We start from the raw sequence: 12,716 nt of genomic DNA, 5'->3' as shown, positions 1-12,716 counted from the left end.
ACCCCGCCTACGGGCCGCTCCCGGCTACCACATCATGCGAAGCAGCCGCCGCCCCTTGCTCCCCCAACTATCGGGCGAGGAACAGAGATCGACCAGCTCCCGGACCGCGCCGGGAGACCACAGCCAGGGATGACGGCGGCTTCGCCCCGCGATGTCGCCGCTGTACGCCGCCGCCAGGGCGGCCACGGCCGGCGTCGCCAGGAAGGCCAACAGGGTGGGCCCGTACCCGCCATCGGTGACCACGGCCACGACCACCACCTCGGCCTGGAACAGCACTCCCGCCAGCCCCGCCGCCAGCAGCCCCCGCAGCGGGCTGCGGGACACCAGCCACTCCGGCGCGACCGCAAGCGCCGCTCCCGTCACCACGCCGAGCAGTACGCCTGCCGCCAGGCTGCCCACCACGGCGATCAGTCCCGGCCGCAGGACGGCGAGCGGACCGGACCCGTACGGGGCCACCGCCACGAAGAGGAACGCACGCCCCCTGCGGCCGACAGCCCGGCCGCTCGTAACTCCTGAGCTTGGATCTACGGTCCATTTTCGCCTCGCTCCCACGCGAAACCGCAGGTCAGTGGCGTGAAGCGGGGGCGGCGGTCCGGAATTGTGCCGACGGCCACAGCGAACGGGTTGCGCGAAGGCGCATAATGAGCCATGACAAAGCCTCCTGCGCCGAAGCGCCACCTGCCGACGAGCCCCTTCAAGGCCCCGGTCGCACCGGTTCCCAAGCACTTCGCCCTGGGTGATCAGGTCACGCATGACATGTACGGTCTCGGCCGAGTGATCGGTATCGAGGAGGGTGTCGCGGCCCTCGTGGACTTCGGCTCCTCGCAGATGCGGATCTTGAGCCCGTACAGCAAGATGACCAAGCTGTAGCACCACGGTGCCCGGTCACGGCACCCCAGGACCCCACCCCGGGGACCTGTCACGAAAGAGAGCCCTCCCATCGATTCCTCCTCGCTGTTCTCCGCTCCGGAAGGGCAGCCCCGCTGCCCCGCCGCGGCCTCGCCGCCTCCGGCGACCAACCCCTTCCAGGCCCCCGACTTCGGCGAGGCCGACACCTTCTCGCCGGACGACGTCCAGCCGCCCACCTCGAACACCCGTGGACCACGCTCCAGGGCGGCCTAGCCTCGCGTACACCGGCGGCCCCTAGCCCTGGACGGGAAGCTCCGGGTGGCGGGCCAGGAACACCAGGTAGGCGATCGCCGCCGTCGCCCCCAGCAGAGACAACCCCCCCGCCCACCAGGGCGCGCCGCCCGCTCGCCCGCCCTGCTCTCGACGCCCGGTACTCGACCCAGGCCCGCACCAGCCCGATGAGGGCGAACGGCAGCGCGCCGAAGGAGATCGGTACCGACATCCATCGCGGTGTGCCTCGCCCGACGCGCCGACAGAACCCATGAACTGATCCGAGCAGTGGCGCGGAGGGGGCGGGCGGCGGGAGGCCCCCGGCCGACGGTCACGTCGACGGCACGGGCATCCCGCCCCGGGTTGTCCATGGCTACCCGAACGTTCCAGGCCCCCGGTCTCCCTCCAGGTGCACGAAGCGGATGACGCTCTCGACGTCGCCGATGACCAGACGCCGTCGTCCAGCAGGAGTGACCGCCGAGCACGGTGGTGAACGCAGGGTCGGCCCACCCCGCAACACCCGAGCTGTGTATGCGCTGCCTGCACAGATGAGGTTGAACAATCGACCAAATCTGGCGGTCGCACACCGCATCGGTCGTCGTGCGCCGGGTGTACCGGGGCGGGATGACTCTGGCGAGCGAGCTTCGTCAGCCGGGGAGTCCGGCAGCCTCCACCTGACGGTCGCGGACCTGACCGAGCGACAGCAGCCGGCGCTGTCGGTATCGCGGCTCAGCGCCTGCTGCCGTCCCGACTGGTGTGCAGGTCTTCTCGCATGCGGACGCGGAGTATGGCAAGGGCAGTGTCATCACCGTGGTGTCCTTTCGGATACGCAGGCTCAGTGGCCGGGACGCTCTCCATCACGCGATCACGCAGGTTGCGTAAGCGGCGGAAGGTGCCCTCCGAGGCGGCCACGACGTGATCGGGCGGACTGATGGTCATCTGGTACCTCAGCCCGATATACGGGCCGAAGGCTTCCCGGGGCCACGTCGCCGCAGACGTGACGGGCTTCGGAAAGGTTCCAAGGTAGCCCTCGTACAGCGTGCGACGTGCCTGCGCCTCCCGACCAGATCCTGCCGCCGCCCCGAGACGGCGGTCCCACATGCATCGGTTAGGCCGTGTCCGACGGGGCGCGGGACTGCCTCAAGAGCTGCTCGGGGGTATCGCTCTCCGCTCCGGCTTCAGACATGTCTGAAGAGGGCGAGTCGATCGATGTGCCAAGCTCGGCCATCCGCTGGCGCAGCACTGCCAGGGGCCGGGCAGAGGAACGTTTTCCGAATACGCCGAGGAAGACGCTGACAAAGGCCATGATGAAGACCCATGGCGTCAAATCATCGGGCAGGATGTGTAGTTGGAGTAGTGCGTAGACAATGGCCGAACCTGCCGCGAGTCCTAGCGCGGTGATGGCTGCAAGTCGCCTCCCCTCCCGCTGGTCCTGGCCGACTTCGGACGGAAGGTCCTGCTCGTCAAGTAGTTGTGTGACACGCGACGTGGCAAGACGAGTGGCGATGGTCAGGGACGGCTGCACGCAAGAGGGTTGAGAGAAGCATCTCAAGTTGCTGGTCCAGGCGCTCCAAGAGGGACTCCTGCTCGTCTCCCGGCGCAGCCAGAAACGCCCCGCACGTCTCTGCGACGGCAAGGGCGGGCGGGACCGGGCGAGCGGTCCATGCGGGCGTCTTACGGGCGACCCTTTTCGTACATGCACAAAGAAGGGCTGCGGGCCCGAACATGCACGCAGCCCACACCACGGCAAGGGCGATCACAAAGACCACGGCCTCCACCACGCCGAGGATTCCGGGCGCAAACTGCGGACAGACGCATCCAGTCAGTATCGGGTGCCTCGCTGTATAGCCGGAAAGTCCCTGGAGGGCTGTCAGCCAGACGGTCCAACCCGCCAGGAGAACAGTGAGGGCGGTCATGAGCCGCCACCACGGGGTGGCACCCACTGCGCGTTGGTAAACACGTGCCAGTACTGCCCAGTCCGTGCCGTCCACGCTGAACGAGTGTGTGTGGGCGGCACGGCGGACGTTGGCGACCGCCTGCGCGCCACGAGGCACCGCTCTCGATCGTGGGGTGACGTCTTGCCACGCTGTCATCGCTGCGTTTGAAGCAGCCACCAGGTCCTCCTTGAGGGGAGTTGAAAGGGGAGCGAAACGATCGTGCCCTTCCTGCGCGGTGGCGACGATTCCGGATCTGCTCCGCGGCGCTGTCCGCTCTGTGTCGAGGCTTTGGCTCCCCGGGGCGGCATGCCGTAGGGCTTGTTCGACGGGCCAGAGGCTCCGTGCGTGGCGCATACCAGCTAACTCGGACAACTAGGCATGACAGGCCCATGCGTTGATATGTCATATGATCATTTAGTGCGCCTCGGGGTGTGCCCGAGGTGTGGGAATCCTCGACGGCGGGCCTGTCCAAGCTGCCCTCCCCGTGGTGTCACACCGACCGAACCACCACGGGGAGCAATGAAGCACCGCCTCATTCTCAGACTGGCCGCCCTGACCACCGCTCTCACGGTCCTCCTGACCGCCGGAGCGACCACCGCCTCCGCGGCGACTGCGGCCAGCACGGCAGCCGCGAAGAGTCCGAAGACCACCTGCGACAACACGCCGTTGGACAAACGACTGACCTGCCTCGCGGAACTCGGCCGCGTCTCCATCTACGGAATCCCGGTACTGCTCATCGTCGCCCACGGCACGCACGCTGTCGTGGACGAGCACCGGGACGACACGTTTTTGAAGGCGGACGTCGAAAAGCACATCAACCAGTACGTGAACCTCATGGAGGCCAAGGCACTCCTCCTGAAGAGCGACAAGCTGTCACCGGAGGCCAAGGCCAAGATCAAGGACCTGGAGGGCCAAGCCGAGAAGAAGCTGCGCGAGATCAGCCTGGACCTCGGTCACGGCGTCGAGACGACGGTCGCTCTCGGCCGTGCCGTCTATTACGGCACTCTGGCGGTCAACGCCATCGCGGACTTCATCACGGATCCGGAACTGAAGAAATCCCTTGATGACATCAACAAGGGTTTCGATCGGATGAACCGCGGCCTCAAGACGATGAACTCCGGCGTGACGGAGGTCAACAAAGCCCTGGACGAGATGAACGCGGGCATCGACAAGGCCAATGCCGGCATGAAGAAGGCGAACGAGGGGATCGCCGAGGCGAACCGGGGAATGACGGAGCTCAACAAGGCGGTTCCGCAGATCGCGGAGGCCGCCCAGAAGCTCCGCGAGCTTCCTGTGCTCGGCAAGTTCGACTTCTCCAAGGCGTTGAAGGACTTCGGCAAGGGCGGCTCTCCGCTCGACGATCCGGTCTCGCAGGCCGTCACCTCCGCCCTGCTCGACCTGCTGCCGGGCATCGGTGACGGCAAGGGCATCATCGAGGCGATCACCGGTAAGGGCACCGTCACCGGCGAGAAGCTGGGCGTGACCGACCGCCTGCTCGGCTCGGTGATCCTGCTGCGCTGGATGAAGGCGGGCAAGGGGATCATCAAGGCCGACGAGCTCAGCAAGGCCATGAAGGCGGAGAAGGCCACCGGTAAGATCGACGGCTGGCTCTCGCGCACGGCTTACGACAAGGTTCCACCGTCACTGAAGGAATTCGAGGCGGTCAACAACAAGGGAATCGGCTACCGCTGGAACGATGGAAAGGGTAACGGCGTCCGTATCGACCAGGGTGACAAGAACAACTCGCAGGTCTACCAGCAGGTCGACCATGTCGTCATCAATTCGGGCGGCAAGGTGATCGGTCGCGATGGAAAGCCGATCAGCGGCTCCATCAAGGAGAACGCGCGGGCCGCCCACATTCCCTTGGACGAATGGCTGAAGTGGAAGGAATGGAACAAGCCGTGACAGCACGACATGACATCACGCTGCCCGAGATGCGTTCCGAGATCCTCGGATCCGTACGCGCCCTCGCGGACCCCGAGTACCAACGGCGCGTGTGGATCGAGCACCGGTACCCGACGCCGGACTACTACGACGATCTGACCCTCACCGTCAACATCCTCTACGACGACACCACCGTCCTCGCCGACCCGCAGGCCGCGCTCGGCCGGACCCTGTCCAGCCGGGCGGAGGTGGCGGCCATGAGCGGCCTGGCGTCCGCACTGACCCGCGCACTGGACGAGGTGGGCCGCGATCAGCCGGACGAACGGTATCTGGCCTCCGACGTATGGCCGTCCGTCGTCGAAGCCGCGTCCGCAGCCCTGGAGGTACTGACGGCTGCCGACTGACCAGTGGCTACTTGGCTACTGCCCTGGTGACAGAGCGAGGCGCCGCTTCCGGGCCTGTTGCCGGCCGTGAGCCGGCCGAGCCACAGGCACACCGTGGCCACGGGCCCGGAATGCCTTGACGGCATTGGTCGTTCGCGCTCGTCAAGCCGTGCCGCTCCACCGAAGGTGTCCCAGAGCCCCTCGGTTCGCCGTACAAGCCGAGTCCGGAGACGGCGGCTCGCCTCCCGGGGCCAGTGCCTCACCGATGCCTGCCGCACGGATTCGAGTGAGCCATGTGCCCGCATCTCACGAGCAGGACAGTACGCCGCGACGTGTTTGCCCTTCGCGCCAGCGGCAACGCGGAGTTCATGACTCAGACGAACAGTGGCACCAATCAGGAATCCGTGAACAAGGCCCGGCGGGCGACCGCCAAGGTGACCGCGCCGGCGGCGAAGGCGGCCGGGAAGGCGGCGGAGAAGTCGGATGATGTGGCGGCGGAGGCCGCGGGGGCGGCGGAGCGTGCGGCGGGGGCCGGTGCGGCGGTCGTGCGTGGTGCGGCCGGAGGGGTGCAGGCCGGTCGGCGGGCGGTCGTCGCCGCGTCGGGGCACGCCGTAGGAGCCGCCAGGACGGCGTGGACCGTCGTCGCCCGGCGCAAGGCCATCGCCGCCGGGGCGGGAGTGGGACTGTCGGCGTTGGGCGCGGTGTCGTACCTCGCGGGGCGTCGGGCCGGGCGGCGGACGCACGGGCCGATCACCCGGCTCACCGGCGGGCGGATCTGAGCGGGCGTCGGCGAACGCCCGTTCAGGGTGTCGGCCGGGCGAACTCCGCCCCCGCCTCCCGCAGTCGCTCGTGCAGCGCCCGGAAGACCTCCGCGGAGCGGACGCCCGGCCAGTCGGCGGGGAGCAGGTCGGTGGGGAGGCCGGGGTCGGTGTAGGGGAGGTGGCGCCAGGAGTCGAGGGTGCGGAGGTAGTCGCGGTAGGCGTCCTCCGGCGGGGTGCCCGCGCGGTGCTCCCAGGCATGGAGGAGCGGGGCGTGGGTGTCGAGGAAGCGGTGGTGTTCCTTGGCGATCGAGGCGAGGTCCCACCAGCGGGCGACCGCCTCGGAGGTGGGGGCGAAGCCCAGGTGGTCGCCGCGGAAGAAGTCGACGTACGGGTCCAGGTGCAGGCGGCGCAGGGTGTGTTCGGTCTCCTCGTGGAGGCGGGCCGGGGCGATCCAGACGCCGGGGGCCGCCGTGCCGAAGCCCAGGGCGGACAGGCGGGAGCGCAGCACATGGCGCTTCTGGCGTTCCGTCTCCGGCACCGAGAAGACCGCGAGCACCCAGCCCGCGTCCTCGGGCGGCGCGGCGGCGTAGATGCGCCGGTCGCCGTCCTCCATCAACTGGAGGGCCTCGGGCGAGAGTTCGTAGCCGGCGGCGCCGGACTCCGTGCGGGCGGGCAACAGCAGGCCGCGGCGCTTGAGGCGGGACACCGAGGAGCGTACGGAGGGCGCGTCCACGCCGACCGCGGCCAGCAGCCGGATCAGCTCGGCGACGGGCACCGGGCCGGGCATGGAGCGGCCGTACGCGCCGTAGAGCGTGACGATGAGTGATCTGGGGGCGTGCTGCTCGGACACGATGATCATCTTAGGTCGTCGGCATCACTGCTGGTCACCTGGGGTGCGCAGGCGGAACCGCTGCAACTTGCCGGTGGCGGTGCGGGGGAGGGACGTAAGGAAGACGAACTCGCGGGGGCATTTGTACGGCGCCAGTTCGGCGGTCAGGAACGCGCGCAGCGCCTCCGGGTCGCGGGGCGCGCCCTCCCGCAGCACCGTGTAGGCGACCGCCACCTGGCCGCGCACCTCGTCCGGGCGGCCGACCACCGCCGTCTCCACCACGTCCGGATGGCGCAGCAGGGCGTCCTCCACCTCGGGCCCCGCGATGTTGTACCCGGCCGAGATGATCATGTCGTCGGCGCGGGCCACATAGCGGAAGTAGCCGTCGGGCTCGCGGACGTACGTGTCGCCGGTGATGTTCCAGCCGCCGCGCACGTACTGGCGCTGGCGGGGGTCCGCCAGATAGCGGCAGCCGACCGGGCCGCGCACGGCCAGCAGTCCGGGTTCGCCGTCCGGCAGCGGAGTGCCGTCCGGCTGCTGCACCCGCGCCTGCCAGCCCGGCACCGGCACCCCCGTGGCACCCGGTCGTATCCCCTCGTCCGCCGCGGAGACGAAGATGTGCAGCAGTTCGGTCGCGCCGATGCCGTTGATGATCCGCACCCCGGTGCGCTCGTGCCACGCCCGCCAGGTCGCCGCGGGCAGGTTCTCCCCGGCCGACACACAGCGCCGTAGCGAGGAGGTGTCATGGCCGTCCAGGTCGTCCAGCATGGCGCGGTAGGCGGTCGGGGCGGTGAACAGGACCGAGACGCGGTGCTCGGCTATCGCGGGGAGCAGGCGGCGGGGGCCGGACTGTTCCAGCAGGAGGGTGCTCGCGCCGGCCCGCAGGGGGAAGATCACCAGACCGCCGAGGCCGAAGGTGAAGCCGAGCGGGGGGCTGCCCGCGAAGACGTCGTCGGCGCGGGGGCGCAGGACGTGCCGGGAGAAGGTGTCGGCGATCGCCAGCACGTCCCGGTGGAAGTGCATGCACCCTTTCGGGCGCCCCGTGGTGCCCGAGGTGAAGGCGATCAGGGCGACGTCGTCACAGGCGGTGTCGATGGCGGGGTAGGGAGTCGTGGGCGCGGCGCGGTGGAGCAGGTCGTCGGGGGTGTCACCGCCGAACGTCGTGATGCGCAGGCCCGGGATCTCGGCCTTCGCCAGGTCGTCCACCGCGCGGATGTCGCACAGCGCGTGGCCCACCCGGGCGATCTCGCAGATGGTCGCCAGTTCGTGCGGGCGCTGCTGGGCCAGCACGGTGACCGCGACCGCGCCCGCCTTCAGCACCGCGAGCCAGCAGGCCGCGAGCCAGGGGGTGGTGGGGCCGCGCAGCAGCACCCGGTTGCCGGGTACGACGCCCAGCTCGCCGGTGAGCAGATGGGCGATCCGGTCCACGCGGGCGCGCAACTCGTCGTACGTCCATGGGGGCCCGTCCGGGGTGCGGAAGGCGGGGCGGGCGCCGTCGGCGTGGTCGAGGAGCTCCACCGCGCAGTTCAGCCGGGCGGGATAGCGCAGCTCCGGCAGGTCGAAGCGCAGCTCGGGCCAGTCCTCCGGCGGCGGCAGGTGGTCGCGCGCGAAGGTGTCCACATGCGCCGAGAGATGCATGGCCTTGCCCCCTTGCCGTGACGGACGTCCGGACGGGCATTGCTGGCGGGCTCGCGGTTCGAGCGTATCGTGTTGGTGACGGCAGTCAACTGTGCGCGATAACGTCGTACGGGTGGACGGTCGCCGTGGTCCGTCCCGGAGGGAGGACCGGCAGTGCCCGCATTCTCACTCGAACCGGAACGGCTGGCCTGGTGCGCGCAACTGCGGGCGCTCGCCGCCGAACGGCTGCGTCCGCTCGCCGACAAGGGCGCCCCTGGCCGTGTCAACCGGCCCCTGCTGGCCGAGCTGGGTCAACTCGGCCTGCTGGGCAGGCTGTTCACATCCGGCGCGCTCGATCTGTGCCTGATGCGGGAGTCGTTGGCGCAGGGCTGTACGGAGGCGGAGACCGCGCTCGCCCTCCAGGGGCTCGGCGCCCACCCCGTGCACGCGCACGGCAGCCCGGCCCAGCGGGAGCGCTGGCTGCCCCGGGTCGCGGGCGGCGACGCGGTCGCGGCCTTCGCGCTCAGCGAGCCGGGCGCCGGCTCGGACGCGGCCGCGCTGGCGCTCGCGGCCGAGAAGCGCGGGGTCGGGGAGTGGCGTCTGACGGGGGAGAAGTGCTGGATCTCCAACGCGCCCGAGGCCGACTTCTACACCGTCTTCGCGCGCACCGCGCCCCGCGCCGGTGCCCGGGGTGTGACGGCGTTCCTGGTCCCCGCCGACCGGCCCGGACTCACCGGCCGCGCACTGGAGATGATCTCCCCCCACCCCATCGGCGCGCTCGACTTCGACGCGGTGCCCGTCACCTCGGACGATGTGCTCGGCGAGGTCGACCGGGGCTTCGCCGTCGCGATGGGGACGCTCAATCTCTTCCGGCCCAGCGTCGGGGCGTTCGCGGTGGGCATGGCGCAGGCGGCGCTCGACGCGACCGTGGCGCACACACGTCAACGGCAGGCGTTCAAGGGCCGGTTGATGGATCTCCAGGCGGTATCGCACCAGGTCGCGGAGATGGCGCTGCGCACCGAGGCGGCCCGGCTGATGGTGTACGCGGCGGCGAGCGCGTACGACGAGGGCGCGCCCGATGTGCCCCGGCGCTCCGCGATGGCCAAGCTGCTCGCGACGGAGACCGCGCAGTATGTCGTCGACACCGCCGTGCAGTTGCACGGCGCGCGCGCCCTGGAGCACGGCCATCTGCTGGAGCACCTCTACCGCGAGGTGCGGGCGCCACGCATCTACGAGGGCGCGAGCGAGGTCCAACGGGGCATCATCGCCAAGGAGTTGTACGCCGCTCAGGACCAGGAGGACCGGTGAGCACCGAACGTGTCAACCCGCCCGAGCTGGCCCCGGCCACGGGGTTCTCGCACGCCGTCGTCGCGACCGGCTCCAAGGTGGTGTTCCTCGCCGGGCAGACCGCGCTCGACGCCGACGGGAAGATCACCGGCGACACACTGGCCGAGCAGTTCGAGCGGGCGCTGGGCAATCTGCTCACCGCCCTGCGCGCGGCCGGCGGCACCCCCGCGGATCTGGCCCGGGTCACGGTGTACGCCACGGACGTCGCCGCGTACCGCGCGCAGGCACGGGAACTGGGGCGGCTGTGGCGTACCGCGGCGGGCCGGGACTATCCGGCGATGGCCGTCGTTCAGGTCGTACGACTGTGGGACGAAACGGCGCTGGTGGAGCTGGACGGGTTCGCCGTACTGCCGTGACGCGCCACCGCCCGGGTGACGGTCACGCCCGGCGGGGTGGGCGACGGGTACCCCTGGAGGCCCCCGAAACGGTGCAAACCTGGAGGTATCCATGCCCGTCCGTCCCGCCCTCGCCGCGGTCCTCGGTGGCGCCGCCCTGCTGACCCTCGCCGCGGCACCGGCTCACGCCGCGGCACCGGTCCACGCCGCAGGACCGGCCCGCATCGCCGTACCCGTCCACGCCGTACCCGTCCACGCCGCGCCCGGCGAGTCCGTCACCGTCGACACGGTCGGCCGCCTCGCCGCCGACGGCACCGTCACCCTGACCGGCACCTACCGCTGCACCGGCAACACCGGCCCGGTCTTCGTGACGTCCGCCCTGAGCCAGCGCGACCCCCGGGTGAAGCACGGCATCGGCGGCACCGTCGCGCGCTGCGACGGCACGACGCACACCTGGTCCAACTCCGGTCAGGTCAGCGGCGAGACCCTCATGCCCGGCACGGCCCATGTCCAGGCCACGGTGATGGAACTGCGCCCGGTGGGGCTGGTGCCGCTGCCGGTCTTCCACGCCACCGCCGACCAGGACGTCACCCTGGTCCAGGGGTGATCCGGGGCGGCCGCCCGGGAGCCGGAGCCCGGGGCAGGCGCACCCGTACCGGTGGTGCGCCTGCCCCGGGCCGTCCGGGCGGCTCAGGCCCGCTGCCAGCTGTGCGGGGCGTGGAAGGAGTGCGGGCGCCAGGACGTCGTGCCCGGGGAGCAGGTGTCGGTGCCGGGGCCCGGGAGGGCGCTGCGGCTGAGCAGGAGGACGGTCAGGGCGGCCAGTTCCTCGTCGGTGGCTTCGCCCCTCTCGACCCGGATCGGAGGAGTGGGGGAGGGGGTGGACACGGACATGGGGACCTCCGTCATTGAGGGGGGTTGCCGTGCTTGCGGGCGGGGCTCTCCGCGTGCTTCGTGCGGAGCATCGCCAGCGACCGCACCAGGACCTCGCGGGTCTCGGCGGGGTCGATGACGTCGTCGACGAGACCGCGCTCGGCGGCGTAATAGGGGTGCATCAGCTCGGACTTGTACTCCTTGACCAGCCGTGCGCGCATGGCCTCGGGGTCCTCGGCCTCGGCGATCTGGCGGCGGAAGATGACATTGGCCGCGCCCTCCGCGCCCATCACCGCGATCTCGTTCGTCGGCCACGCGAACGTCAGGTCCGCGCCGATCGACTGGGAGTCCATGACGATGTACGCGCCGCCGTACGCCTTGCGCAGGATCAGCGAGATGCGCGGCACGGTCGCGTTGCAGTAGGCGTACAGCAGCTTCGCGCCGCGGCGGATGATGCCGCCGTGCTCCTGGCCGACGCCCGGCAGGAAGCCCGGCACGTCCAGCAGGGTGACCAGCGGGATGCTGAAGGCGTCGCACATCTGCACGAAGCGCGCGGCCTTTTCGGACGCCTCGATGTCGAGCACACCGGCGAGGGTCTGCGGCTGGTTGGCGATGATGCCGACGACCTGGCCGTCGAGGCGGGCGAGCGCGCAGATGATGTTGCGGGCCCAGCGCTGGTGGACCTCCAGATACTCGCCGTCGTCGACGATCTCCTCGATCACCTTCGTCATGTCGTACGGCCGGTTGCCGTCCTCCGGCACCAGATCGGCCAGCGCCTCGCAGCGCCGGTCGGCCGGGTCGGAGCACTCCGTGCGCGGCGGGTTCTCCCGGTTGTTGCCCGGGAGCAGCGAGAGGAGGTAGCGGACCTCCTCCAGGCAGGTCTCCTCGTCGTCGTACGCGAAGTGGCAGACACCGCTCGTCTCGGCGTGCACGTCCGCGCCGCCCAGCCCGTTCTGGGTGATCTCCTCGCCCGTCACCGCCTTGACCACGTCGGGTCCCGTGATGAACATCTGCGAGGTCTCGCGGACCATGAAGACGAAGTCGGTCAGCGCGGGGGAGTAGGCGGCGCCGCCCGCGCACGGGCCGAGCATCACGGAGATCTGCGGGATCACTCCGGAGGCGGCCGTGTTCCGGCGGAAGATGCCGCCATAGCCGGCGAGCGCGGTCACGCCCTCCTGGATGCGGGCGCCCGCGCCGTCGTTCAGCGACACGAGCGGCGCGCCGGCCGCGATGGCCATGTCCATGATCTTGTGGATCTTGGTGGCGTGGGCCTCGCCCAGCGCGCCGCCGAAGATCCGGAAGTCGTGCGCGTAGACGAAGACCGTACGGTCCTCGACCGTGCCCCAGCCGGTGATGACACCGTCGGTGTACGGCTTCTTCGCCTCCAGGCCGAAACCGGTGGCCCGGTGCCGGCGCAGCGGCTCGACCTCCTGGAAGGAACCGGGGTCCAGGAGCAGTTCGATCCGCTCCCGTGCCGTCAGCTTGCCCTTGGCGTGCTGCGCCGCGGTCGCCTTCTCGCTCGGGCCGGCGAGCACGCTCTCGCGTATGCCGGCCAGTTCCGCGATATGGGACTTCATCTCTGCCTGCCTCTGCGGTGAGGTGACGTGACATCGGACGCTGCCCGCGCCGGGCCA

At 70.3% G+C, this 12,716-nt stretch carries 13 protein-coding genes; 7 read left to right on the top strand and 6 right to left on the bottom strand.

Translation table 11 applies throughout. The features are described from left to right. Window positions 1-24: 24 nt before the first annotated feature. A complete protein-coding gene (locus tag AB0N90_RS24370; protein ID WP_365199853.1) occupies window positions 25-462 on the bottom strand; it encodes a hypothetical protein in 438 nt (145 codons plus the stop codon). 186 nt (window positions 463-648) lie between these two features. Here AB0N90_RS24370 and AB0N90_RS24365 point away from each other — a divergent pair, with 186 nt between their 5' ends. Continuing rightward, window positions 649-870 carry a hypothetical protein gene (locus AB0N90_RS24365; RefSeq protein WP_046422025.1) on the top strand — a complete coding sequence of 74 codons (222 nt, stop codon included), beginning with the start codon at window positions 649-651 and terminating at the stop codon, window positions 868-870. A 1,357-nt stretch (window positions 871-2,227) separates the two neighbouring features. Here the strand turns inward: AB0N90_RS24365 and AB0N90_RS24360 are convergent. After that, window positions 2,228-2,644 (bottom strand): hypothetical protein, encoded by a 417-nt coding sequence (locus tag AB0N90_RS24360; RefSeq protein WP_365199850.1) that lies wholly within the window; start codon window positions 2,642-2,644, stop codon window positions 2,228-2,230. 931 nt (window positions 2,645-3,575) lie between these two features. On the opposite strand from AB0N90_RS24360, the gene AB0N90_RS24355 reads away from it, so the two are divergent. From AB0N90_RS24355 to AB0N90_RS24345, 3 genes are all read left to right on the top strand, one after another. Then, the gene (locus tag AB0N90_RS24355; protein ID WP_365199848.1) at window positions 3,576-4,961 is read left to right on the top strand and encodes a pre-toxin TG domain-containing protein; all 1,386 of its coding nucleotides are present in this window, start codon (window positions 3,576-3,578) and stop codon (window positions 4,959-4,961) included. After that, complete coding sequence (locus AB0N90_RS24350) at window positions 4,958-5,344, top strand: hypothetical protein (protein ID WP_365199845.1); 387 nt, start codon at window positions 4,958-4,960, stop codon at window positions 5,342-5,344. The genes AB0N90_RS24355 and AB0N90_RS24350 overlap by 4 nt, the downstream gene beginning before the upstream one ends. Window positions 5,345-5,691: 347 nt before the next feature. Then, window positions 5,692-6,102 carry a hypothetical protein gene (locus tag AB0N90_RS24345; RefSeq protein WP_365199842.1) on the top strand — a complete coding sequence of 137 codons (411 nt, stop codon included), beginning with the start codon at window positions 5,692-5,694 and terminating at the stop codon, window positions 6,100-6,102. 22 nt (window positions 6,103-6,124) lie between these two features. Here AB0N90_RS24345 and AB0N90_RS24340 read toward each other — a convergent pair whose 3' ends face one another. Continuing rightward, window positions 6,125-6,943: a PaaX family transcriptional regulator C-terminal domain-containing protein gene (locus AB0N90_RS24340; protein WP_365199839.1), complete on the bottom strand. Its 819-nt coding sequence runs from the start codon at window positions 6,941-6,943 to the stop codon at window positions 6,125-6,127. A 15-nt stretch (window positions 6,944-6,958) separates the two neighbouring features. Beyond that, window positions 6,959-8,551 (bottom strand): AMP-binding protein, encoded by a 1,593-nt coding sequence (locus tag AB0N90_RS24335; protein ID WP_365199837.1) that lies wholly within the window; start codon window positions 8,549-8,551, stop codon window positions 6,959-6,961. 153 nt (window positions 8,552-8,704) lie between these two features. Here AB0N90_RS24335 and AB0N90_RS24330 point away from each other — a divergent pair, with 153 nt between their 5' ends. The 3 genes from AB0N90_RS24330 to AB0N90_RS24320 all read left to right on the top strand — a co-directional run bounded on the left by AB0N90_RS24330 (window position 8,705) and on the right by AB0N90_RS24320 (window position 10,819). Continuing rightward, window positions 8,705-9,838, top strand: a complete 1,134-nt coding sequence (locus AB0N90_RS24330) for an acyl-CoA dehydrogenase (protein WP_365199834.1) — start codon at window positions 8,705-8,707, stop codon at window positions 9,836-9,838. Continuing rightward, a complete protein-coding gene (locus AB0N90_RS24325) occupies window positions 9,835-10,233 on the top strand; it encodes a RidA family protein (protein WP_361678031.1) in 399 nt (132 codons plus the stop codon). The genes AB0N90_RS24330 and AB0N90_RS24325 overlap by 4 nt, the downstream gene beginning before the upstream one ends. Before the next feature lie 91 nt (window positions 10,234-10,324). After that, window positions 10,325-10,819, top strand: a complete 495-nt coding sequence (locus AB0N90_RS24320) for a DUF6299 family protein (protein WP_365199831.1) — start codon at window positions 10,325-10,327, stop codon at window positions 10,817-10,819. 83 nt (window positions 10,820-10,902) lie between these two features. Here AB0N90_RS24320 and AB0N90_RS24315 read toward each other — a convergent pair whose 3' ends face one another. Then, window positions 10,903-11,103 carry an acyl-CoA carboxylase subunit epsilon gene (locus tag AB0N90_RS24315; protein ID WP_361678037.1) on the bottom strand — a complete coding sequence of 67 codons (201 nt, stop codon included), beginning with the start codon at window positions 11,101-11,103 and terminating at the stop codon, window positions 10,903-10,905. 11 nt (window positions 11,104-11,114) lie between these two features. After that, on the bottom strand, window positions 11,115-12,659 hold the full coding sequence (locus AB0N90_RS24310) for an acyl-CoA carboxylase subunit beta (protein ID WP_051850080.1): 1,545 nt from the start codon (window positions 12,657-12,659) through the stop codon (window positions 11,115-11,117). Window positions 12,660-12,716 lie beyond the last annotated feature (57 nt).

Origin of the sequence: Streptomyces sp. NPDC093018 (genome assembly GCF_040684035.1) — a bacterium.
GTDB classification, from domain to species: domain Bacteria; phylum Actinomycetota; class Actinomycetes; order Streptomycetales; family Streptomycetaceae; genus Streptomyces; species Streptomyces murinus.
Note: the sequence above shows the minus strand (reverse complement) of the source record. Positions and strands in the feature narration are given on the sequence as shown.